This is a genomic window from Maricaulis sp. MIT060901 (assembly GCF_047123815.1).
Classification (GTDB): domain Bacteria; phylum Pseudomonadota; class Alphaproteobacteria; order Caulobacterales; family Maricaulaceae; genus Maricaulis.
In genome coordinates this window covers 2,248,334-2,272,198 of sequence record NZ_CP138920.1, presented here as the reverse complement: position 1 = coordinate 2,272,198, position 23,865 = coordinate 2,248,334, and the positions used below count along the sequence as shown (strand labels likewise).

The following is a 23,865-nucleotide window of genomic DNA, read 5'->3' as shown; positions in this document are numbered from 1 at the left end:
TTTAGCGGCATCTTGCCCCAAGCTCCAGCCCGGAGTCCATCAAGACTTGTCGGGGTCACCCTGCCGCTCATTCAGGATGATGTCGAGTATGATCAGACCGACACCCACATTGATCCCCACATCAGCAACGTTGAAGACCCAGGGGAACCAGACATCAGAGAAATTGAGGAAGTCGACAACAGCACCAAACAGGATGCGATCGACAACATTGCCAATTGCTCCGCCGATGATCATGCCAAAGGCTATCACGACCAGCTTGCGATCCACCTTGAGCGGCCCGTACCCCAGCAGGCCTGCGATCAGGACGCCGGAAATCACCAGCGAGAACGTGATCAGGACGAGACGACCGATGATATTGTCCGCGCCCAGCAGGCCAAAGCTCACACCCTTGTTCCAGACCATGGTCAGGTCAAAGATCGGGGAGATTTCCAGATGCCCGCACGTATTCAGCCCGCCTTCGCGGCCCAGCTGAAAGTCCAGACAGCCTGCCGGCGAAAAATTGAGCCCGTTGAGCACGAGCCACTTGCTCAGCTGATCCAGCAAGATAATGCCGCCCGCCAGCGAAAGGCCCAGCCGAGCATGACCCGGTTGAGACAATCGTTTCAGCACTTCACTGGCTGGATTAGCCATTCAGCTTGTCCCAATAAGCCAGCGCATCCGCGTCACGCGGGGTGACGTCGGGATAACGCGGGTCGGAACCGACATCCGGGGAGTATTTCCACGAGCGCGCGCATTTGCTGCCATCCGCCTTGCCCGGGTCGACAGAGATGTCATTGACATCCTCGATGCGGAAGGCGCTGTCCGGTCCGGCTTCATCGACCAGGCTCGCCTGGCTGGTGATGGAGATTTCGGCGAGGAACTCGTCCAGATCGCCCCCCGCCTCGGTGCCAAGCGCCTCGCGATAGGCCGGATCGGTGACATAGACTTTCGGCGCGGCTTCCAGGCTGGAGCCGATACGCTTTTCACGGCGTTCAACTTCCAGGGCACCGGTGACAACACGGCGCAGACGGCGAATGGTCTGCCAGCGTTCCGCACGCGCACCGTCACGCCAGTCTTCCGGTGTTTCCGGGAAGGTGCGGTAGTGCACGCTGTCCGTCTCGGACGGGAAGCGCGACAGCCAGGCTTCTTCCATGGTGAAGGGCATGATCGGGGCGAGCCATGCCGTCAGACGCATGAAGACTTCATGCATCACCGTGCGACAGGCGCGGCGGCGGTCACTGTCCGGACGGTCGCAGTAGAGGCTGTCTTTGCGCACATCGAGATAGAAGGCGGACAGGTCGACGACACAGAAATTGAACAGGGCCGAATAGACCTTCTTGAAGTCATAGGCCTCGTAGCCGGACTTCACGACCTCATCCAGCTCGGTCAGGCGGTGCAGAACCCAGCGTTCCAGCGACGGCATGCGGTCATATGGCAGGGCCTCGGTGTCATCGAAACCGTCCAGCGCGCCCAGCAGATAGCGCATCGTGTTGCGCAGCTTGCGATAGGCGTCGACGCTGGTCTGCAGGATCTCCTCGGAGATACGCAGATCCATCGTGAACTCCTGGGCTGCCACCCAGAGACGCATGATCTCGATGCCGTATTTCTTGGCAATCTCGTTGGGGGCCAGCGTATTGCCCAGCGACTTGGACATCTTGCGGCCATCGCCGGCCATGACAAATCCGTGGGTCAGAACACCATTATAGGGCGCACGTCCACGCGTACCGCAGCTCTCCAGCAGGGAGGACTGGAACCAGCCGCGATGCTGGTCAGACCCTTCCAGGTAGAGATCCGCCGGCCATTTCTGGCTCTTGCGGTCCTCCAGAGAGAACGCGTGTGTGGAACCACTGTCAAACCAGACATCCAGGATGTCGGTGACCTTCTCCCATTCATCGGCCTTGTAATCGCTGCCCAGGAAATCCTCGGAGGGACGTTCGAACCAGGCGTCGGCGCCCTCTTCCTCGACGGCGCGGACAATGCGTTCATGGACCTTGTGGTCGTTAAGAACGTGGCCCGTGCCCTTTTCGACAAACATGGTCAGCGGCACGCCCCAGGCACGCTGGCGCGAGACCAGCCAGTCCGGGCGCCCCTCGACCATGGAACGGATGCGGTTTTCTGCCTGCGGCGGCGTCCATTCGGTCTCGCCGATGGCCTTGAGCGCCGCTTCACGCAGCGTGCCGCCCGTCTTCATCGGGCGATCGATGGCGATGAACCACTGCTGCGTATTGCGGAAGATGACTGGAGCCTTGGACCGCCAGGAGTGCGGATAGGAGTGTTCCAGACGACCGCGCGCCAGCAGTTTGCCCTGCTCGATCAGCTGATCCATCACCGCCTTGTTGGCCGGACCGTCCTGGCCCTGTTTCTTGCCGTCCAGGCGGATGATGTGCAGGCCGGCAAACAGCGGGATGTGATCGTAATACGACCCGTCCTCGCCCACCATGTGCGGAACCGGCTGTTGCTTGTCATGCCATTCCGGATTTTCCATCCAGGCAACATAGTCCTCCGCGCCATGGCTGGGGGCCGTGTGGACAAAGCCCGTACCGGCTTCGTCAGTGACGTGGTCACCCGCCAGCAGCGGCACCGGATAGTTCCAGAACCGATCTGCCTCGAACAGCGGGTGCGAACAGACCAGGCCGGACGGATCGACATTGCAGATCCGGTCAGCGCGCTCGATGAAAGCGGCTTCCTTGGTTTCTTCCCACAGATTGTCGGCGACGATCAGCGTGTCACCCGGCATCGACCAGGGCGCAAAATCCGTCGCCTTCATCGCGGTGATCTTGTAGAGGCCGTAACGCACGTCCGGCGAATAGCAGATCGCCTTGTTGCCCGGGATCGTCCACGGGGTGGTCGTCCAGATGACGACATGGGCACCGACACATTCCTTGGGAACCGCCGAGCCATCCTTGCGAACACCTCGGACCGGGAATTTCACGAAGATCGTGGAAGACGTCTTGTCCTGGTACTCGACCTCGGCCTCGGCCAGGGCGGTCTGTTCGACCGGCGACCACATCACCGGTGCAGAGCCGGAAAAGACGAGACCCTGTTCAACGAATTTCAGGAATTCGCGCACGATCGCGGCTTCCGCAGAAAAAGCCATCGTGGTGTAGGGATCATTCCACTCGCCGGCGACGCCGAGGCGTTTGAACTCGTCACGCTGAACGCCAACCCATTCCTCGGCATACTCACGACAGGCTGCGCGGAACTCCTTTTTCGGAACGTCATCCTTGCGCTTGCCCTTGGCGCGGAAATTCTGTTCGACCTTCCATTCGATCGGCAGGCCGTGACAGTCCCAGCCCGGACGGTAAGGCGCATCAAAGCCCAGCATCTGGTGCGAGCGAACGACGATGTCCTTGAGGATCTTGTTCTGACCCGTACCGATATGGATGTGACCATTGGCATAGGGTGGGCCGTCATGCAGGACCCAGCGCTCGCGGCCTTCGCTCTGCGCGCGCAGGTTTTCGTAGACGTTCAGTTCTTCCCAGCGCGCCAGCCATTCAGGCTCCTTCTTGGGCAGACCGGCCCGCATGGGGAAATCGGTCTCAGGAAGGAAAAGCGTCGGGCGGTAATCGCGGGTGGTCTCGGTGCCGTTATCGGCCGTGGTATCCGTCATCGGATTCAGTCCCTGGAATATGGATCAATTACAAACGTGTTCGCACTACCCGGAACTGCGAGCATCAAGCCCGGCAGCCCGGGCCGATAATTCGGCGCGCCGCTATGGCCGCAGCCATATTCTCGAACGTCGTATGCAATTCAGATTGGACCATGCACCGCGTGTAACAGAGGCCGTCAGGACGGTCCAGCCGCAGCGCTCAGCAAGTCGCGCGCTGTTGCCGCATCCGTTGCGATCTGTGCCTTCAGCGCATCCAGCCCGTCAAACTTCATCTCGGGCCGGATAAAGGCTTCGAAGGCGACGCTGAGTGTCTTGCCATACAGATCGCCGTCAAAGTCGAAGAGATGTATTTCGAAGCGCTCGGTCAGCCCGTCCACTGTGGGGCGATAGCCGAAATTGGCGACAGCCGGGCGTTCCGCCGCTTCGCCATCAATGCCCACGCGCACAGCATAGACACCGTGTTCGGGACGAACATAATCAGACATGTCGACATTGGCGGTGGGGAAACCGATCGTGCGGCCACGCTTGTCGCCGTGGGCGACTTCCCCCTCAACGACCCAGCTCTGGCCCATCAACACCCTCACGGCATCCATGGCGCCGTCAGCGATGGCCTTGCGAATACGGGTCGAGGAGATCTTGTCGACACCATTGTCCAGCAGCTCGGCAAAATCGGTGCGAATGCCGCGAGCATCGCCGAAAGCGGTCAGATCCTTGGTCGTTCCGGCGCGGCGGTGGCCAAAGTGGAAATCAGCGCCAGTCACTACACCGCAAACGCCCAGCCCCTGGTTAAGCACGTCCTCGACAAAGACTTGCGGCGACATCTGGGCCATCGCCGCATTGAATTCGAGCTGGAAGACGTGGGACACGCCCAGCGCGGCAAGCCGCGCATTGCGGCCGCCAGCACTCATGATGCGGAAAGGCGGCGCGTCAGGCGCAAAGAAGCGTCGCGGGTGCGGCTGAAACAAAGCGACGCCCAGCGGGGCATCCATGGCTTCGGCCAGCTCTCGCGCCCGCTCGATCACCACCTGGTGTCCTGCATGCACGCCATCGAAATTGCCCAGGGCAATGACACAGCCCCGTCCCTCAGCCTCGATGGCGTTATATCCGTCCCAGACGCGCAAGTGTTACGCGTCCTTTTTCTTGCGGCGCTTGCGGACCATGACCTCGGCTTCCGCGCGCATCAGCTCCTTGCCGTCGGCCATGCACACACAATCCATAACCGCCTTACGGGATTTCAGGTCAACCGATTTGACGGTCACGCGGGTGGTCACCTCGTCACCGATCCGGGTCGGTAGGGCAAAGCGCATGTTCAGCCCGAGGAAGATCGCCCCCGGTCCCGGGAGCTGGTTTCCAAGCACACCGGAAATGAATGATGCGATCAGTGCACCATGTGCAATTCGACCGCGAAAAGGCGTTTTGCGCGCAAATTCTTCGTCCATGTGCACGGGATTGTAATCACCGGACACTTTGGCAAACAGTTCCAAATCTTCTTCAGAAACCACTCTAACTGCCTCAGCAGAAAGGCCAATTTCCATATCTTCAAGTTCAATACCGGTCTGTTCGGACATGCGACTCTCCGTATTTTTTCCCGCTTTAACCGATTTTTATCCGCGCTTGTCTAGGGTTCACCTGAAGACAGCACAAAAAGCTGTCCTTGTGGAAGAACACGCCGAGTGGATGGAGACTACGTATGGCTGTCGAAATGACTATGCCGATCCTGGTAGTAGACGACTACAAAACCATGATCCGCATCATTCGCAACCTGCTCAAGCAGATTGGATTCGAGAACGTCGATGACGCTGCGGACGGGCAAGAAGCTTTCGAGAAAATGCAGAAGAACAAGTACGGTCTGGTAATCTCAGACTGGAACATGGAGCCGATGACCGGCTACGAGCTTCTGCAGAAAGTGCGCGCCGATGAGGGGCTCAAATCGACCCCGTTCATCATGGTTACAGCAGAGTCCAAAACGGAAAACGTGGTTGCCGCCAAAAAGGCCGGCGTCAACAACTACATCGTTAAGCCGTTCAATGCTGGAACGCTCAAATCGAAAATGTCAGCGGTACTGGGCGATTTCTAAGCCCGCCATGTTCGCTGAACGATGAATTGAGTTTGCAAAGGAAGGAGGGCCCCATGCCCGCCGCCAATGTTGCCGCGCAGGTTCGGACTTCGCTCGCCACTCTCAAGGCCAGCGATCTACAAGACGCGCAGATCATGGAAGTGCTGAAACTGGCACACCAGCTGACCGATACGATGAAGCTGTTCTTCAGCTCCCTCGATCAGTCGATCTGCCAAGAGTTCAACTATATCGCGGATTACATCTCCCGGACGCGCGACGAAATCGCCGCCCTGCGTCCCAACGATATCAAGCGAGAACGCATCCCGACCGCGGGTGCCGAGCTGGAAGCCGTCGTCACGGACACTGAAAAGGCCACCGAGGTCATCATGTCCGCTGCAGAATCCGTTCTGTGTGACGAGGAGACCGACTACGACAACTACCGGGCCAATGTTGAAGCCAAGATGATGGAAATCATCGAAAGCTGCAGCTTCCAGGACCTGGCCGGACAGCGCGTATCCAAAGTGGTCGGTAGTCTCCGCCACGTTGAAGACCGCGTCGCCCGCTTCGCCGAAGTCATGGGCGTCCGTGACGCCGATGGCGGACCGCAGGAAGAAACGGCTGAGGAAAAACGCAATCGCGAACAACTCCTCAATGGTCCGGCAATCGGTGGACCGGAAACCAGCCAGGACGACATTGATGCGATGTTTGCCGATGCTGGTGGCGATGCCGCCCTCGACCAGGGTTCGATCGACTCCCTGTTCGACTAAGACCAGACCAGTTGCGGCGCGATCCAGCGTGCCTCAACACCATATTCCGCAAGGATTGCGACGACGGTTTCAGGGCTGAAACCGTCGTCTCGCATTTCAGCCTGCAGAATACCGCCCGCAATCAGCATGGCATCTACCCCTGCCCGCGCCGCGCCTTCGATGTCGGTTTCCGGACCATCGCCGATGGCCAGCACCCGCTCCGGATCGACGGCCCCACCATTTCGCGCTAGCGCTTCGAACGCCAACCGGTAGATCGGTTGGTGAGGCTTGCCTGCGACGATGCTGGAACCACCCATCTCGCGATAATAACGCGCGATCGCGCCAGCACAGAAAATCATCTGATCCCCCGCCTGAACGATAATGTCCGGATTGGCGCAGACCAGGTCCAGCTTGCGCGCCAGGGCGACCTCCAATACCTGCTGATAATGCTCCGGGCGACCATTCCAGTAATCGTCCGGCCCGGTACAGGTGATGAAGTCGGCCTCTTCAATCCCGACAAACTCCAGGCCCAGCCCCTCATAAAGGGCCTCATCCCAGTCCGGCCCGATCTTGAAGGCCTTGCCTTGGGATCGCTTCACCAGCTCTTCGTGGATCGCATCGCCGGAGGTCACCGCACAGTCCCAGGCGTCCTCGGGAAAGCCCATTTCCGCCAGCGCTTCGAGCAGGCTGGGATGACGGCGGGGTGAATTGGACACCAGACAGACCCGCCCGCCCTGTTTGCGATATTCCTGAAGGGCTTCAACTGCGGGCGGGAGCAGGCTTCGGCCATCACGGATCACGCCCCACACATCACAGAACAGGGCGTCGTATCGATTGGCAATTTCACTGAGCTTGGTCATGTCCGCCTTCAAGCAGGCACCCGGGTGAGCGTCAATCGTTAAACGGCGACACTCACCTCAGACTCCGCTTCCGGCTCGATCACATCATCCTTCACCGGCCGCGGGGAGCCAAAGAGATGACCCTGGCCATAGGCCACATCGAACTCGAGCACTTCAACGACCGTGCCCTCTTCCTCGACGCGGTCGGCGATCAGATCGATGCCACTACGCGCAAACAGGCCCGCAACGTCCTCGTGGGCGATATCACCGGCATCCACGCCCGCGATGCGCTCGAAATTATCGATCGCGGTCAGCAGACGCTCGCCACCAATCTTCGCGAACCGCACCCCCGCACGCTGCATCTCGTCGAGATCGAGATCGACATTCATCACCTGGTCCACCGAGAAGCGGAAGCCGAAATCGGCCATGCGCGCCATATTGCGGGCGGCGACGGCGTCACGCTCGACAAAGGCTTTCTGGGACACCTCGAAAATGATCGAGCCAGCCAGGTGTTTGTGCTGGCGGATAAAGTCCAGGAAGGTCGGGAAGAAGGTCTCGTCCGACAGGGAATTCAGGGAGATATTGCAGAAGATCGCGATCTTACGGTCCTGCGAGGTCAGCCGGCGCACAATCTGGACACAGCGGAACAGCAGGAGATTGTCGACTTCAGTCATCAGGCCGGCCCGCTCGGCGGCCTCGATGAAACTGCCCGGGGTGATTACCCGGCCCGTCGCATCACGCAAGCGGGTGAAACTCTCATAAAAGGCGATCCGGCGCTGTGGCAGGGTCACAATGGGTTGCAGATACAGGTCGACACGATTGTCTTCCAGCGCATCCCTCACTGTCTCGATATCCGCAGAGGAACCGGTTTCGCCACCAGCAGCCAGGATTTCTTCCGGTACTTCGCCAACCCGGCGGACCAGGTCTTCCAGCACCCGCACCTCGTGAACGAGGGCATTGTCGCGCTCAACCGATTCGGCGCGCAGCTCGTCAGTAATCTCGTCGAGGCGCGACTGGGCAGCCTGGAATTCTTCCACCAGGGCCAGGTTTGCGGCCTTCAATTCATGGATCTCGTCTTCCATGGCCTTTCGCTCTGCAGCGCGTGCCGCGGCGCTATGTGCCATGCCTGCAACGATAAATACGATCGCACCCATCATCCAGGCGGAGGCCGAATTCATTAGCCCAAGATACTCAAACCCCAAGGCCGCCACGACTGCGATCATGACGTAGGTGAGTACGATAAGAATGTCTGCTGCCTTGGACATCCGGTCCTCATTCTGCAACGAATCGGCACTTCTCGCCGAAGGTTAAGCTGTGTCGCAGCGGGTTTTCGTTTGGTTAACGAAGGTAAACCCGAAGCCTGTCCTGGGGAGATATCAGCAAAAGAAAATGCGGCCCAGACAGGCCGGGCCGCATAAATCTCATTTGTTATGCATGACTTAGGACGTGATGTGCGGACGGATCAGGATTTCGACCCGACGGTTCTCCTGGCGGCCATAGGCCGTGTCATTGGAAGCGATCGGGGAACGCTCGCCCATGCCACCCACGTAAAACCGGTCACGCATGACGTCCTGGGCGATGAGATAACCGGCCACCGCCGAAGCGCGCTGCTCGGAGAGGCGCTGATTGTATTCCGCCGGACCGGTGCTGTCGGCGTGTCCAACCACATCGACATAAGTCGCCGGATAACGGTTGAGAACGACAGAGACGTCATTGAGGATCGCGTAGAATTGCGGCTGGATACTCGAGGAATTGGTGTCGAAGGTGACATCACCCGGCATGATCAGACGCAGATTATTGCCTTCACGGCGGACACCGACGCCCGTATCGCTGAGCGCCATGCGCATGGCTTCTTCCTGGCGATCCATATAGTTGCCGATAGCACCGCCGGCGAGCGCACCGATACCAGCACCGATCAGGGCATTGGTACGACCCTCATCGGAGTCGGATGTGTTGGTCAGATAACCCAGTACAGCACCCGTGGCGGCTCCCAGCAGAACGCCGCGACCGGTGTAGTTCGGACGCGTTTCACCCGTGACCGGGTCCGTGGTCGTGCAGGCGGTCATGGCCAGGGCCGCGACGCCAACTACTGCAATACGAAAATTCATAACTCTTACCTCTCAAAGAGTGCCTGTTGGCGCCCATACTACGCACAAATGCGACAAGCATTCCATGTCTGGGCATATCGTCAACTGAATGAACGCAAGCTGATCAGATTTCCCGGCGCTGTCACTGGGAAAAAGAGTCACGCCCTGCCCTTGACGGTTCTGTCCCCACTGCTTAAGTCCGCCCTGTTAGCAGTCGACTGGGGTGAGTGCTAACGCCGAAATCCCCAGTCACTGCAGGAAATTCAATCAGTCCTCTTGTTGGAGAAAAACCAAGATGACCTTTCGTCCTTTGCATGACCGCGTGCTCGTAAAGCGCGTCGAAGAAGAGTCCAAGACCGCTGGCGGCATCATCATTCCGGATACCGCTAAAGAAAAGCCGCAAGAAGGCGAAGTCGTTGCTGTTGGTGGCGGTGCCATCAAGGAAGACGGCTCTGTTCGCGCGCTCGACGTCAAGGCTGGCGACCGCATCCTGTTCGGCAAGTGGTCCGGCACGGAAGTTTCCATCGGCGGCGACGAGCTGCTGATCATGAAAGAGTCCGACATCCTGGGCATCATGGAAGCCTAAGCGGCTTTTCCAAAACTCCCAGCTCCTCAGATAAGGAATAAGCCCAATGGCTGCTAAAGACGTATATTTCTCCTCCGATGCCCGCGACCGCATGCTCAAGGGCGTCGACATCCTTGCCAACGCTGTAAAAGTCACGCTCGGCCCGAAAGGCCGTAACGTCGTGATCGAAAAGTCTTTCGGCGCTCCGCGCACCACGAAGGACGGCGTATCTGTCGCCAAGGAAATCGAACTGGCTGACAAGTTCGAGAACATGGGCGCCCAGATGATCCGCGAAGTTGCGTCCAAGACGAACGACGTCGCTGGTGACGGCACCACGACCGCTACGGTTCTGGCTCAGTCCATCGTCCGCGAAGGCATGAAGTCTGTTGCGGCCGGCATGAACCCGATGGATCTGAAGCGCGGCATCGACAAGGCGACCGCGATCATCGTCGAGGACATCAAGGCCCAGGCGACCCCGATCAAGGGTTCCGACGAAGTTGCGCAGGTCGGCACGATCTCCGCTAACGGCGACGCCCAGATCGGTAAAGACATCGCGCACGCGATGGAGAAAGTCGGCAATGAAGGCGTCATCACCGTCGAGGAAGCCAAGTCTCTCGAGACCGAGCTGGACGTTGTTGAAGGCATGCAGTTCGACCGCGGCTACCTGTCTCCGTACTTCATCACGGATGCAGACAAGATGCAGGCCGACATGGAAGAGCCGTTCATCCTGCTGCACGAAAAGAAGCTGACTTCCCTGCAGCCGATGCTGCCGATCCTCGAATCTGTTGTTCAGTCCGGCCGTCCGCTGCTGATCATCGCCGAGGACGTTGAAGGCGAAGCCCTGGCGACGCTGGTTGTCAACAAGCTGCGTGGTGGTCTGAAGATCGCTGCTGTCAAGGCTCCGGGCTTCGGCGATCGCCGCAAGGCCATGCTGGAAGACATCGCCATCCTGACCGGTGGCCAGGTCATCTCCGAAGATCTCGGCATCAAGCTGGAAACGGTTTCCCTGGAGATGCTGGGCACGGCCAAGCGCGTCAACATCACCAAGGACGACACCACGATCGTTGACGGTGCTGGCGAGCGTGCTGACATCGAAGCGCGTGTTGGCCAGATCCGCCGCCAGATCGAGGAAACCTCTTCGGACTACGACCGTGAAAAGCTGCAGGAACGTCTGGCCAAGCTGGCTGGTGGCGTTGCTGTCATCAAGGTCGGTGGTGCAACCGAGATCGAAGTGAAAGAGAAGAAAGACCGCGTTGATGACGCCCTGAACGCAACCCGCGCTGCGGTTGAAGAAGGCATCGTCACCGGTGGCGGCACGGCTCTGCTGCGCGCGTCTCGCAAGCTGGACGGTATCGAAGGCGATAACGCAGACCAGACCCAGGGTGTTCGCATCATCGGACGCGCCCTTCAGGCTCCGATCCGTCAGATCGTCGAAAACGCTGGCGTTGAAGGCTCCATCGTTGTCGGCAAGATCCTCGAAAATGGCGGCGCGACTTTCGGCTTTAACGCTCAGACCGAAGAGTATGGTGACATGCTGGAGTTTGGTGTCATCGACCCGGCCAAGGTTGTACGCACCGCTCTGCAGGACGCCGCCTCTGTTGCTTCCCTGCTGATCACGACGGAAGCTGCCGTCGCTGACGCACCGAAGGAAGAAGGCGCTGCCCCAGCCATGCCTGACATGGGTGGCATGGGCGGAATGGGCGGCATGATGTAATCATGCCGGTCAACTGACCGATCAAGCGAAGGCCCGCTCAACCGAGCGGGCCTTTTCTTTTTGCCCTGTAAGTGGCGTCATGATAGCCCGGCAAATTCTTGTTGTTACGAGGTCTGCTTCTTCCCGGGAGCAGATGGTGGAGCCGATCGCGTGACCAAACTGACGACTGTCCAAGCGCTGCGCGCTGTCGCTGCCCTGCTGGTGGCGATCTATCACCTTTTCCTGAACGAACAGGCCGGCATCACCAATAACGGCAGCGAGGAGATTTCCGCGCTACTTGAAACAACCCGCAACGGGTTTGCCGGCGTCGACATGTTCTTCGTGATTTCGGGCTTCATCATGGTCTATGTCACGCAGAACACTGCACACGGGAAGTACGCCAGCCTCGATTTCCTGATCGCTCGGCTGACACGCATCTACCCCCTCTGGTGGTTCTTCTGCGCCTGTTTTCTGGTCATCATCGTCGCAGGAACCGGGCAACTAACGCCCGCATCCTACAACATAGAAGCGGAACAGACCGCGGGCTTCCTCGTCCGGTCATTCCTGCTCTGGCCTCAGGAAAAACTGCCCTATATCGTCGTCGGCTGGACGCTGATCCATGAGTTGTACTTCTACGCGATCTTTGCCGGCTTCATGCTCGCGCCGCGTGCCTGGCTGCCTGTCCTGGCTGGTGTCTGGTGCGTGGTGCTGTGCATCGGCGCTACCGCGGGGCTGAGCACCGACCGGGTCGCCACCGGAATCCTGAGCCTCGCATTTCATCCACTGACGCTCGAATTTATCTTCGGAGTGGTCATTGGCTTGCTGGTGACCAAGGGCATCCGCACACTCGCCCTGCCGGCGTTCGTCATCGGCACGACGGTGTTCGTCGGCGGCCTGCTTTTCTTCACCCACGACATGGTCGAGATCTCGCTGAACTGGTCGCGTGTTGTCCTTTTCGGCATACCGAGTGCGTTCATCCTCTACGGCCTCGTCAGCCTGGAACTGGAGAAGGGCTGGAGCGCTCCCTCACAACTCGTCTATCTCGGTGATGCGTCCTACGCCCTCTATCTCGGCCACGTCGTTATCTATCTGGTGGCAACCAAGGCGTTCGAGGTTCTCGCGGCCATCTTCACCCAGCTGGGCATGCCCGCATGGTTGGTTGCCGCATTCTCACTCGGGCATTCCGGCCCAGTGGATAATCTGCTGTTCGGGGTATTTGGATTCAGCGGGGCATTGATCTGCGCCGGCCTCACCTTCTCCTGTCTTGAAAAGGGGTCTCTTTCCTGGCTGTCAGGGAAACGACGTGCCCTCATGCAACGCGTCCGGATGGACGACTAGGTCAGGGCCCCAAACACGCCCTTCCGGTTTCGTCGCGCACGTGTAAACTTCCCGACAGATTCAATCGGGGAGTAGATCATGGGACGAATAGCCAAGGCATCCTGCACCACCGCCATCATCCTGGCGCTGGGTGCCTGCACGCCGGCCGAACAAGGCGGGGGCACCAACTCCGCGACCGAGACAACATCAATGGAGACGGTTCCGCACGACGCCGCCACCTTCCATGAAACCACGTCTTTCGGCATGGCCTCCGGCGGAGGTCACGCTTTCTCGGCGACGGATGGCCGCATCCTCATCAGCTCGGACGAGACCGGGGTGTTCAACGCCTATGCCGTCGACCCTGCAACAGGCGATCGTGAGCAGCTCACCGAATCCACCACCAACGCGACCTACGCTGTCAGCTGGTTCCCGGAGGACAATCGTCTGCTGGTGACAGCCGATGGTGGCGGTGACGAGCTCAGCCATATCTATCTGCGCGAGGAAGATGGTCGCCTTGTCGACCTGACGCCCGGCGACAATGTCCGCGCCATGTTCCTCGGCTGGTCGCCGGACGGGAATGACATGTGGGTCGCCACTAACGAGCGCGACGCGGCGTCCTTCGACATCTACGAGATCGACACGGTGGCATTTGAAGCTGGCGTGGTCTTCCAGAATGATGACAGCCTGCAGATCGGTTCGGTCAGCCCGGATGGCCGCTGGCTGTCCCTCGTGCGCAATCGCACCTCGGCTGACAGCGATATCCTGTTACTGGACCTGTCCGCACCGGGCTCCACGCCGCAGCTGATTACCGAGCATGAAGGCAATATCGCCTATGGCGACTATACCTTCACGCCGGAAAGTGATGCGCTCGTCTACGCGACCAATGAACATGGCGAGTTCAACCAGGCCTGGACCTATGACCTGGCCAACGGCGATACCGCGCCCCTGATCGAGGCGGACTGGGATGTGTCCTTTGTCAGCTATTCCCCGTCCGGGCGTTATCGTGTGCATGGCATCAATGCGGATGCCTCCACGCAGGTGAGCATTCTCGACCGCGAGACCGGCGAAGCCCTGCCCTTGCCGGATCTTCCGGCCGGCGAGCTGCGCAGCGTCCGCTTCTCCCGCGATGAGGGCCAGATCGCTTTCCTGATCAATTCCTCTACCTCGCCGTCAAACCTTCACATGGTCGATCTGGCCGAGCAGGCGCAAAGCCAGCTGACCAACGCCCTCAACCCGGCGATCCGCCAGGACGAGATGGTCGAAGCCAGCGTGGTGCGTTTCGAGAGTTTTGACGGGCTGGAAATCCCCGGGATCATGTACCGCCCGCACAATGCCAGCGCCGACAATCCGGTTCCCGCCCTCGTGTGGGTCCATGGTGGGCCGGGCGGACAGAGCCGTGTCGGCTATTCCGCGACCATCCAGCATCTGGTCAATCACGGTTATGCGGTCTACGCCGCGAACAACCGTGGCTCCTCGGGATACGGAAAGACCTTCTTCCACATGGATGACCGCCGTCATGGCGAGGAAGACCTGCGTGACATCGTGGCTGCCGGCAATTATCTGCGCTCGCTGGACTGGGTTGCTGACGACCAGGTCGGTGTGATCGGTGGTTCCTATGGCGGCTATATCACCGCAGCGGCCCTGGCCTTCCACCCGGAAGAATTCGAGGTCGGTATCAATATCTTCGGTGTCACCAACTGGGTGCGTACACTGGAAAGCATCCCGCCATGGTGGGAGAGTTTCCGCGAAGCGCTGTATGACGAAATGGGTGACCCTGCTGTGGATGGTGACCGCCACCGCGCCATTTCCCCGCTCTTCCACACCGAGAATATCGTCCGCCCAATGCTGGTCATTCAGGGCGCGAATGACCCGCGCGTCCTGCAGGTCGAGAGCGACGAGATCGTCGAAGCTGTTCGAGCCAATGGCGTCCCGGTTGAGTACGTGCTCTTCCCGGATGAAGGCCACGGCTTCCGCCGACGCGCCAATCGCATCACGGCGTCCGAAGCCTATCTGACCTTCCTGGAGGAATATCTGAGACAGTCCGGCAGCGCTGAGTAAATCAAGAAGGCCCGCTCAACCGAGCGGGCCTTTTTTCTGTCTCGCCTCAGCGTTTCCAGCGAAAGCTGATGAAGAAGCTGCCGAGCGCCCCGGCCAGGAACACCAGGGCGGGGATCATGAACCAGCGCATCGGCGTTGGCTGGCTGACAATGCGATCATCCACCAGCTCGAAATATCGCCGCCCGCCGGGCACATCCTCGATATAGCTGCGACCGTGGAAGTCGCCAACGATGCGATAGTCCTCGTCCAGCCGCGCAACCATGGTGCTCTGGAGCGCCCGCCTCGTTTCATCCTCCAGGGCGACGCTGTCATTGACGATGGCGAAACTGTCCAGGCTTTCCGCGAGTTCCAGCACGCCCTGGGATCGATAATGATACTCGGCGTATTCGGCGTCACGCGATGTCATGACGATTGCCGCAGATGCTGCGGACAGCATCAGGCCCGCCAGTCCCGCTAACATCCAGCCACGCGACAGATTGAGCGCCCGGCTCTCCCGGCTCAGAACCGCATCGCGAACCTGGGCCAGTTCCCGTAGGCGTTCGATCTCGGCCGCCGTGATGTTTTCCGTCAGCTCGGACGTGTCGATATCGAACACCTGCACGAGCCGCGAATAGACGTCCTCGGATGGATAGGAACGCCCCGTCTCAAGCTTGGATAGATAGGATTGTTCGATGTCCGCGTGGCGGGCGGCCTCTGGCTGGGTCCAGCCCTTTGCCTCGCGGCATTGTCGAAGATAGTCACCAAATTTCATGATCAGACCAATTCACACTGTTTGTCCGGTGTCCACACCCGGTGAACACAGCGCAGTCTTTGGAATTCCTGCCAGGACTAGTAGCTGAATATTCGGGAATTATCAGGAAACCCCAGCGCTAATCAGTCGAATTTCGATCGTTTTCAATGTCGGCGGGTTGTTAGTCGAGCGAGAAGCGGGCCTTCGCCGCCATGATGCGCTGATAGGATTGCACGATCACATCTTCCAGCACGTCACCCGCTTCGATCGCCTGCATGACCCAGCTTACAAACTGCTGCGGCAGGTCCATGTTCGGCGCGGCGGAGTTGGACATCATGATAACGTCATTGCCGGCCTGGATGGACTGGATCACGGCAGAACGCTGATCATAGTGCAAGCGGATCGCTCCCATATCCAGATCATCCGTCATGATTACGCCCTTATAGCCAAGGCGTTCCCGCAGAATGCCAGTCAGGACCGGGCGGGAGAAGGTCACCGGCACACCGGTCGGGTCCAGCTCCTGGTGAGTGAGATGTCCGCCCATCACGAATTTGGCATGGCCGCTATCGATCAGCCGCGCAAACGGATCGAGCTCGCTTTCGCTCCAGGTCGCAGTGATATCAACAAAGCCGTCATGGCTGTCACCGCGAGAGCGGCCATGTCCCGGGAAATGCTTGATCACGCAAGCCACATCCTCTGAGTTGAAGGCATCGATAAACCGGCTGGCATAAGCGCTGATCGCCTCGCCATCTGTTCCGTAGGCGCGGCCGTGGCGACCAATGACCGCGTTTCCATCCTCATGCACATCCGCCACGGGGGCGAGATTCATGTTGAAACCGGCCGCCTTCAACTCGCGGGCACCAATGGCGTAGAGCCCCTCAGCGCCTTCCAGCCCGTATTCCTCAACCACCTGGGACGCCCGCGGGATCGAGGTGTAACCCAGATCACGGGAGAGACGCTGGACCAGCCCGCCTTCCTGGTCGATCGCCATCCAGGCCGCCGGGTCGGCTTCACGAAACAGGGCTGCCGAGCCTTCGGCACCTTCGCGCGATCGCACATTGTGACGTAGAAACAGCACTCCGCCCACGCGGCGGTTGGACAGGTGCTCGGCCACCTGCTGGGCACCGGTCGTGTCCGGGCCAGAGCCGATGAAGCCCAGTAGCAACATCTGGCTGATCATCTCTTCCAGGCCGGGTTCGGACCGGGCCAAAGCGGGGGAAACAGATCCGGCGAACGAACAGGCCGCAGCGCCTGCCAGCCATTGTCTTCTGTTGATCGCCATCTACTTCTCTCCAGGACACACAAGTTCAAGCAACAGAATACGTGAGGGCGAACAACGCACAAGCGCGTCATTCTTTCTGAAATGTCATCTTTTGTGAGGCGCTAACGCAGCCGTTTTGCTATAGTGACCGACTTGGCTGTTCTTCTTCTGCGATTAGACACAGCCATTCCCCAGGCCGGTGACGAACTACCCTTCCGTCACCGGCCGCCTTCACACGCGCGCATCCTCAGCAGCGTGGTTCGGCAACCGATTTGCCAACTTTCAAAAAATTTAGAGCCCGGAACGGCGCGCGTTAGGTTGCGTCCGTGAATATGTCCCCATCAAGAGACGAGGGACGGACCATGAAAAAGTTTCTTCTCGCCAGCGCAGCAGCGCTGCTGGCCGGAACATCAGCCATCGCCCTAGACGGCGCGGCTAACCCTGTAGTTGAAGTACGCGGCTCCGATGGCAGCCAGACCCTGCACATTTCCGACGGTGCCACGAATACCCGTATCCGTATCGGCGGCCAGACGGTCGAGATCCACGATGGCGTGGTCATAGTCGATGGCGAGCGGATCGAGCTGGGCGATGCGGAATATGTTGTCATCGACGGCGATGATGTCCGTGTTGTCGAAGGCTCCGGCCGCGGCTTCCATATGGAGTTCGCAAACCACCATGCCATGGCCACCCACATGGCTGGCCTGGCTGAGAATCTCAACCACACGATCGTCGCCAGCTTTGATGGTGATTTCGAGTTCGACTTCGATCACGCTGAATTCGCGGAGATGGCCGAAGAACTCGCCGAAATGGAGATTCACCTCGGCGAGCTGGAAACCATGAATTTCGAAGCGGTTCATGCCGATGCCCTGCGCTCGATGGAAGAGGCGTTAGCCAATCTCGATGAAGGCCATGTCACCGTTGATGGCCGCGACTGGGACGAACTTTCCGACGAGGAAAAGGAAGAAGTTCGCGAGGAACTCCGCGAAGCCCGCGAGGAGATGCGCCTTGAATTCCGCGAGATGCGTGAAGAGATGCGCGAGGCCAGCCGCGAGATGCGTCACGCAGAGCGTGAGCGCGAACGGGCCCTGCGTCATACGCGTCGGGAAGTCGAACGTGCCCGTCATCGCGCTGATCGCGAGCACCGTCGTGAAAGCGAAGAGGAGCGTCGCGAGCGCCACGAGGAAATGCGTGAACGCGCCGAAGAGCGTCGGGCGCACATCGAGGAACGTCGGGCTCACGCTGAGGAACGTCGCGCCCATGCCGAAGAACGCCGCGAGCAAGCCCGTCGCATGCGGGTTCACGCCGAACGCGCCCGCAACGTCATTCGCGAACGTTTTGGTGATGATGCCAGCGTCCGTATCGAGGAAGACGGTGACGGCAATCGCCGGGTCTGGGTCGATGGCGAGGAACAGACGGGTGACGATCTGACCAACTGGCTCAACCAGCTCGAAGCTGATCGCCTGGATGGTGGCAACTAGTCACAAGCAAATTCCGGAAAATCTGGAAAAAAGAGGGGCTGGCAAACGCCAGCCCCTTAATTGACGGTTGGTCGATAAAGGGCGTCTCCTCCCCGAAACGCCAAGGACTGGACGGTCAGGCCCTGTCCTGTTCGCGACCGTGGCTGAGCGTTACGTATACGTCAACCCCAACGCCCTGAAATTTAATCTTAGCCTGTTGATAAAAGCACTTGTATTCCGCCTACTTGTAGCGGGATACAACCTCATGAACGCCGGCGATCCAGCCCTCACGGTCCACCGTGATCTGGGCCGGCTGTTCTTCGCGCCACTGCTTGTTGTCCTCGATGTCCGCAGCCAGGCGCGCACCCAGTTTGAGATCCTTGATCGTGACCTTGCCGTCCTCGCGCTCGTTCGAGCCGACGATGACCGCAGCAAAGGCACCACGACGGTCCGCATACTTCATCTGCTTGCCCATATTGCCGCCGCCAACAAAGGCTTCCGCACGCAGGCCAGCCGCGCGCAGCTCCTGCGCCATGGCCAGGTATTGCGCCGACTGCCCCTTTTCTGCGGCAACGACCACGACCAGCGGACGCTCGTCTCCGATGCCGCCACGCCCGAGCGCGCGCAGCGCTGCAGCAAAACGGCTGACCCCAAAGGAGAAACCGGTGGCCGGAACCGCCTGCCCCGTAAAACGCGCGACGAGGTCGTCATATCGACCACCACCGCCAACCGAGCCGAACTGGATCGGATTGCCATCGTCATAATGCGCCGTTGCCAGCAACTCAGCCTCGTAGACCGGCCCGGTGTAGTAACCCAGCCCGCGCACGACAGACGGATCAAAAACCGCCCGGTCATTGCCAACACCAATGGCGCTGAGCACCGCATCGATCTCGGTCAGTGCTGCAACGCCGGCACGCCCGGCTTCCGATCCGCTGACCAGACCTTCCAGTCGCGCGGTGACTTCGCCGCGGCTGCCACCGCCCGCATCCAGGAAGTTGAGAACCGTGTCGATGCCGGCCGTATCCAGGCCTGCGCCCTCGGTAAAATCACCCGACTCATCCTTGCGACCCCCGCCCAGCAACAGCGCGACACCTTCGCGGCCGAGACGGTCCAGCTTGTCGGCTGCGCGCAGCACCCGCATGCGACGGTCAGGATCCGCCGCACCGATCGTTTCCAGCACACCATCCAGGATGCGGCGATCATTGACGCGGACCAGGAAATCGCCGGTGTTGAGGCCAACGGCACTCATCACTTCGGCCGCCAGCGCGATCATTTCCGCATCAGCAGCCGGACTGGCGGAACCGACCGTGTCGGCATCGCACTGGACAAACTGGCGGAAACGCCCCGGACCCGGCTTTTCATTGCGCCAGACATCGCCCGCCTGATAACGGCGATAAGGCTTGTTGAGATCCTGATAGTGTTCGGCGACAAATCGAGCCAGCGGCGCGGTGTGATCATAACGCAGCGACATCCACTGGCCGTCATCATCCTCCAGCGCAAACACGCCCTCATTGGGACGTTCCTCATCCGGCAGAAATTTGCCCAGCGCTTCGGCATACTCGAAAGCTGGCGTCTGCAGAGGCTCGAAACCCCAGTCATCATAGACTTGGCTCGCCTTCGAGATCAGATGATGTTCAGCCCTCAGCACGTCACCGGTACGGTCTTCAAAACCGCGGGGTTTGCGGGCTTTGGGGCGATAGCTTTTCTTGGCACTCATCTGATGCTCTCCAGAATGTCACATCTCCGGATGATTATCCGGCTTGTCGGAGGGGTCCGCCTCTTTCAATATCCAAGGCGGTGGTGAAGACCAGTGTTTTCACCAGTAAGCACGGGAAAATGCCTTTCGTTCACCGGATTGCAAGCCCGTTCAGTCAAGATGCCCTCGATTAGGGTGTCCCAGCGTGTGGAGTTGTCAGTGCGTCGCCTGGTTTTGAGTATTGCGTCTGTCATCGGTCTCAGCGCCTCGGCCCTTGCGGGTCCGGGAACGGATTTCTCCGAGTTTGCTGCAGATTTGCGTGAACAGGCGGACGAACGCGCCGTTCTCGCAGCCTCGACGCCCGCAGCACCTGCCCAGCCGCTGGACATTGAAGACCCGTTCTATTTCGAGCTGGAACAATTCTCCGTCGACGCCATGCGCCTGTCGCGCGCAATCGCGCAGGCGGACGGCCCGCAGGACCTGCAGTGCATTTTCCGGGGCATGTCCGAAGATGCGGCGGATCGGCTGGAGGCGCTGAACGAGGCGGATAGTTCCGGCGACCAGGCACGGATCTATCGCAATCTTTCCGCCCTGCTGCGTGATGCCGAGGAAATCGCTCCGGCCGTCGATGATGCCGGCGTGGAACTCAGCGGAATGTCCTGCTCGAACGGCTAGCCCGTCGCCGCGCGGATCGCATCCAGGACAACCGTTTCCGTCAGAACATTCGGCAGCACGACAGCCTCTCCACCACCTGCCGGGTAGAAGAGATAAAGCGGCACGCCCGCCTGGCCGTGGGAATAGATCAGCTGGGTGATGTCGTCATCGCGATTGGTCCAGTCCGCCTTCATCTGCACGACATTCGCCGCGTTGAAGGCCGCCTGCACATCACCGTCACTGAGCACACGCATCTTGTTGACCTGGCAGGTCACACACCACGCCGCCGTAACATCGACAAAGACCGCGCGCCCGGCCATTTGCGCCTCGACAACGGTATCAGCGCTCCAGACCTGCTCGTGCTCAGCCACGGTCGAGGTGCTGGTCGCAGCAGGCAGCCGTGCGATGACGAGGACGCTCGCCAGCATGGCAGCAAATCCCAGCGCGCCGATCAGCTTCCACACACCGGCAGACTGTTTCACAGCCCAGATGCCAAAGGACAGGGCCAGGACTGCGATACCGAACCAGAGCACGCCCATGGATCCGGCCTGGATCGACAGGACCCAGACAAGCCACACCATGGAGGCGAACATCGGGAAGGCCAGGAATTGCTTGAACGTCACCATCCAGGCACCCGGCTTGGGAAGGTAACGCAGCAATTGTGGAGCAAAGGCCAGGACGACGAACGGCAAAGCCAGGCCCACACCCATCATGGCGGCAACAGCCAGAACGACGATGGCAGGCTGCGTCAGGGCCAGCCCCAGCGCACCGGCCGCCATGGGACCGACACAGGGCGCAGCAACCACAACCGCGAGCACGCCGGTGAAGAAAGCGCCCTTGGCACCGTCATCATCAGCGAGGCCTGCGCCCAGCCCCTGAACGGAGCCACCGATCTCGAAGACGCCGAACAGATTGAGACCAATGGTGAAGAAGAGCAGTCCGAGAGCGGCCACCACGATCGGCAATTGCAGCTGGAAACCCCAGGCCACTGGCAGGCCGAACTCGCGCAGCCCAACCAGCAAACCGGCGAGAACAACGAAACTCAGCACCACGCCGGCCAGAAAGAGCAGGCCATAGCTGCGCACGCGAGCAGCGTCGGCATGCGCCACCTCAACAAATTTGAGCACCTTGATCGACAGAACCGGGAAAACACACGGCATCAGGTTGAGGATCAGCCCGCCCAGAAAAGCAAACACCAGGATGGTCAGCATGTTGGCGTCCATCGCCTGTTCCGGCACAGGCAGGACAGGAGTTTCGGGAACAATCCCGACTTCGCCAGCACCAAACTGGAATTCAACGACCTCGCGTTCCCAGAAGTCACCGCCAAGGTTGCGCTCGACAGCCAGCAGGCCGGATTGCGGCAGGCTGAGCTCCGGCCCCATCTTGAAACTGGCCTCGTAGGTGAGGTTCAGACGTCCCTGGTCGTCGGTCTGGACCCGCGGCTCCAGGGCGTGCGCGATCAGGGCGCCATCGAAGGGGAAGAAGGTCAACTCACGCCACTCACCGTCGAGAAACGCACCTTCCAGCATCAATACGATCTGATCGTCAAAGCGCTGCATGACACCGGACAGTGCATCGGTAACAGCGGGCTCCGCCTCGATAGCGGCCTGGATCAGCCAGAAGGCGTCCTCTGTATTCCACGGTTCCGGCCCCACATCGATGGTCAGGGAGAGCTCGCGGGTTTCAGGGACACAGACTTCTTCACAGACCTGCCAGTCGGCGACGACATTGAGGGTCAAGCTTTCACCGGAGAAATTCTCGGCTACTCGAACCGGCAGGGCCAGCACAACTTCGTCGTGATAGCCGTAATCCATGATGGCGCCGTCGCCCAGCGGCAGCTCTTCCGGGGCGGGCCAGTAGATCTCACCGATCTCGACACCTTCCGGCACATCCCAGTCCAACTCGATGGGCAGACCGAAATCGCCGGGATTGCGCCAATAGGTATGCCAACCGTCCGGAATGATCTGGTGGAGACCAATATTGAAACTGTCTCCGGGAGCCGTCGCCGCACGTTCAGCAATCAGGCTGGCGTCGATAATCTCTTCCGCCTGCATCCAGTCAGGCTCCAACGACGACGCCCGGGCGCCAGTCGAGAACAGAGCCGCAATCGAAAGAAGAAGCAGGAAAAATCGCATTTGCTCGCCCAGAAACCTTGTGGTGTCGGCGGTTCATATAGAGGGAAAAACCCCGCTGTCGAACCAGCCTCGCGGAAAGGTGATGCAGAACGCAAAACGGCCGCGCAAATAGCGCGGCCGCTTCTCGTTCAGGTCAAACGCGAACTTACGCGTTTTGCGGCTGAGCCTGCATGTCCGTGGCAACACGGCGCATGATGCGGTCCCAGCGCTGCAGAGAGATCAGATGAGCCGTGATGACACCAAGGTCACCATTCTTGTGAAGCTCGACAATCTGGTCGTCGCTGAGAGCGTTGAACTTCTCCTGGGATACGCCGAAATAGTCAGCAACCGTGACCGGATTTTCCGGATCTTGCGGGTTGGCAACCTTGATCTCTTTTTTCTCGAACAGGTCGAGAGCAGTGAGACGCTCAACAACAGCCTCGGTGATCTTTGCGTCGCGCTCGAAAGCGGACACATAGTCGATAGCCTGCTGCGTGTATTCGGTCGGCTCGCCCTTCTCGTCGAAGAACGGACGCTCTGCATTCTCGGTGACGACGAAGTCGGCGCCAACATCAATGCAGATCGTGGACGGCTGATCGCCCGGGTTGGACGCGCTGACGAACGGATAACGGCGGACATAGGCCGGAACGTAGTGGTCCGTGTCGAACTGACCATCATTCACGAACAGGTTGGAACCTGCGCGAAGGCCCATGACAACGACCGGCATCTTCTTGTCACCAAGGAAGACGATCGGATAGCTGCCGCTTGCAACGGCGAACTCGGCCGCGATGGCTGGCACAAAATGCCATTCCTTGAGGAAGCTGAACGGGCTGGAAACCGCGTTCACGCCGTAGGTCGCGTGTTTTTGACGATTAAGCGGCTCTACTTCCTTGTAGAGCGGAACTTGTCCGGTGAGGCGCGGCTCGTTGGTCGCTGCGTCAGCCATGGTAGATACCCCTATTAAACGTTTGGGGGTTGATAGCCCATCGACGCGCCAGCATCA

General features: G+C 59.8%; 20 protein-coding genes. 8 read left to right on the top strand and 12 right to left on the bottom strand.

Annotated elements, in window-relative coordinates; genetic code table 11:
* Positions 1-39 precede the first annotated feature (39 nt).
* The 4 genes from lspA to SIC17_RS11100 all read right to left on the bottom strand — a co-directional run bounded on the left by lspA (position 40) and on the right by SIC17_RS11100 (position 5,157).
* On the bottom strand, positions 40-630 hold the full coding sequence (lspA, locus tag SIC17_RS11115; RefSeq protein ID WP_291891737.1) for a signal peptidase II: 591 nt from the start codon (positions 628-630) through the stop codon (positions 40-42).
* Positions 623-3,589: an isoleucine--tRNA ligase gene (ileS, locus tag SIC17_RS11110; RefSeq protein WP_412545393.1), complete on the bottom strand. Its 2,967-nt coding sequence runs from the start codon at positions 3,587-3,589 to the stop codon at positions 623-625. Before ileS ends, lspA begins: the two co-directional genes overlap by 8 nt.
* Positions 3,590-3,765: 176 nt before the next feature.
* Entirely contained in the window at positions 3,766-4,710 is a 945-nt protein-coding gene (locus SIC17_RS11105; RefSeq protein WP_412545392.1) for a bifunctional riboflavin kinase/FAD synthetase, read from the bottom strand.
* A 3-nt stretch (positions 4,711-4,713) separates the two neighbouring features.
* A complete protein-coding gene (locus SIC17_RS11100) occupies positions 4,714-5,157 on the bottom strand; it encodes a MaoC family dehydratase (protein ID WP_412545391.1) in 444 nt (147 codons plus the stop codon).
* 122 nt (positions 5,158-5,279) lie between these two features.
* Between SIC17_RS11100 and SIC17_RS11095 the strand changes: the two genes are divergently transcribed.
* Both SIC17_RS11095 and SIC17_RS11090 read left to right on the top strand, forming a co-directional pair.
* Positions 5,280-5,666 carry a response regulator gene (locus SIC17_RS11095; protein WP_291891731.1) on the top strand — a complete coding sequence of 129 codons (387 nt, stop codon included), beginning with the start codon at positions 5,280-5,282 and terminating at the stop codon, positions 5,664-5,666.
* Positions 5,667-5,719: 53 nt separating this feature from the next.
* Positions 5,720-6,412 (top strand): protein phosphatase CheZ, encoded by a 693-nt coding sequence (locus tag SIC17_RS11090; RefSeq protein WP_291891730.1) that lies wholly within the window; start codon positions 5,720-5,722, stop codon positions 6,410-6,412.
* Here the strand turns inward: SIC17_RS11090 and SIC17_RS11085 are convergent.
* The 3 genes from SIC17_RS11085 to SIC17_RS11075 all read right to left on the bottom strand — a co-directional run bounded on the left by SIC17_RS11085 (position 6,409) and on the right by SIC17_RS11075 (position 9,338).
* Positions 6,409-7,251: a TIGR01459 family HAD-type hydrolase gene (locus SIC17_RS11085; protein WP_412545390.1), complete on the bottom strand. Its 843-nt coding sequence runs from the start codon at positions 7,249-7,251 to the stop codon at positions 6,409-6,411. The genes SIC17_RS11090 and SIC17_RS11085 overlap by 4 nt on opposite strands.
* A gap of 38 nt (positions 7,252-7,289) precedes the next feature.
* On the bottom strand, positions 7,290-8,495 hold the full coding sequence (locus SIC17_RS11080) for an EAL domain-containing protein (RefSeq protein ID WP_412545389.1): 1,206 nt from the start codon (positions 8,493-8,495) through the stop codon (positions 7,290-7,292).
* 174 nt (positions 8,496-8,669) lie between these two features.
* On the bottom strand, positions 8,670-9,338 hold the full coding sequence (locus SIC17_RS11075) for an OmpA family protein (protein ID WP_291891724.1): 669 nt from the start codon (positions 9,336-9,338) through the stop codon (positions 8,670-8,672).
* Positions 9,339-9,612: 274 nt separating this feature from the next.
* On the opposite strand from SIC17_RS11075, the gene groES reads away from it, so the two are divergent.
* The 4 genes from groES to SIC17_RS11055 all read left to right on the top strand — a co-directional run bounded on the left by groES (position 9,613) and on the right by SIC17_RS11055 (position 14,950).
* On the top strand, positions 9,613-9,903 hold the full coding sequence (gene groES, locus SIC17_RS11070) for a co-chaperone GroES (protein WP_291891722.1): 291 nt from the start codon (positions 9,613-9,615) through the stop codon (positions 9,901-9,903).
* A gap of 46 nt (positions 9,904-9,949) precedes the next feature.
* Positions 9,950-11,596 carry a chaperonin GroEL gene (gene groL / locus SIC17_RS11065; RefSeq protein ID WP_291891720.1) on the top strand — a complete coding sequence of 549 codons (1,647 nt, stop codon included), beginning with the start codon at positions 9,950-9,952 and terminating at the stop codon, positions 11,594-11,596.
* Positions 11,597-11,746: 150 nt separating this feature from the next.
* A complete protein-coding gene (locus SIC17_RS11060) occupies positions 11,747-12,913 on the top strand; it encodes an acyltransferase family protein (RefSeq protein ID WP_412545388.1) in 1,167 nt (388 codons plus the stop codon).
* 78 nt (positions 12,914-12,991) lie between these two features.
* A complete protein-coding gene (locus SIC17_RS11055) occupies positions 12,992-14,950 on the top strand; it encodes a S9 family peptidase (protein ID WP_291891716.1) in 1,959 nt (652 codons plus the stop codon).
* 46 nt (positions 14,951-14,996) lie between these two features.
* Here SIC17_RS11055 and SIC17_RS11050 read toward each other — a convergent pair whose 3' ends face one another.
* Complete coding sequence (locus SIC17_RS11050; RefSeq protein ID WP_412545387.1) at positions 14,997-15,701, bottom strand: helix-turn-helix domain-containing protein; 705 nt, start codon at positions 15,699-15,701, stop codon at positions 14,997-14,999.
* A 160-nt stretch (positions 15,702-15,861) separates the two neighbouring features.
* Entirely contained in the window at positions 15,862-16,962 is a 1,101-nt protein-coding gene (locus SIC17_RS11045) for a glycoside hydrolase family 3 protein (protein ID WP_412545386.1), read from the bottom strand.
* Positions 16,963-17,303: 341 nt separating this feature from the next.
* Between SIC17_RS11045 and SIC17_RS11040 the strand changes: the two genes are divergently transcribed.
* Entirely contained in the window at positions 17,304-18,419 is a 1,116-nt protein-coding gene (locus SIC17_RS11040) for a hypothetical protein (RefSeq protein ID WP_412545385.1), read from the top strand.
* A gap of 220 nt (positions 18,420-18,639) precedes the next feature.
* Here SIC17_RS11040 and hisS read toward each other — a convergent pair whose 3' ends face one another.
* The gene (gene hisS, locus SIC17_RS11035; RefSeq protein WP_412545384.1) at positions 18,640-20,115 is read right to left on the bottom strand and encodes a histidine--tRNA ligase; all 1,476 of its coding nucleotides are present in this window, start codon (positions 20,113-20,115) and stop codon (positions 18,640-18,642) included.
* A 159-nt stretch (positions 20,116-20,274) separates the two neighbouring features.
* Between hisS and SIC17_RS11030 the strand changes: the two genes are divergently transcribed.
* Positions 20,275-20,769: a hypothetical protein gene (locus tag SIC17_RS11030; protein ID WP_412545383.1), complete on the top strand. Its 495-nt coding sequence runs from the start codon at positions 20,275-20,277 to the stop codon at positions 20,767-20,769.
* Here the strand turns inward: SIC17_RS11030 and SIC17_RS11025 are convergent.
* Positions 20,766-22,883 carry a protein-disulfide reductase DsbD family protein gene (locus SIC17_RS11025; protein WP_291891702.1) on the bottom strand — a complete coding sequence of 706 codons (2,118 nt, stop codon included), beginning with the start codon at positions 22,881-22,883 and terminating at the stop codon, positions 20,766-20,768. The genes SIC17_RS11030 and SIC17_RS11025 overlap by 4 nt on opposite strands.
* A 145-nt stretch (positions 22,884-23,028) precedes the next feature.
* A complete protein-coding gene (locus tag SIC17_RS11020; protein ID WP_291891701.1) occupies positions 23,029-23,808 on the bottom strand; it encodes a SapC family protein in 780 nt (259 codons plus the stop codon).
* Positions 23,809-23,865: the final 57 nt, after the last annotated feature.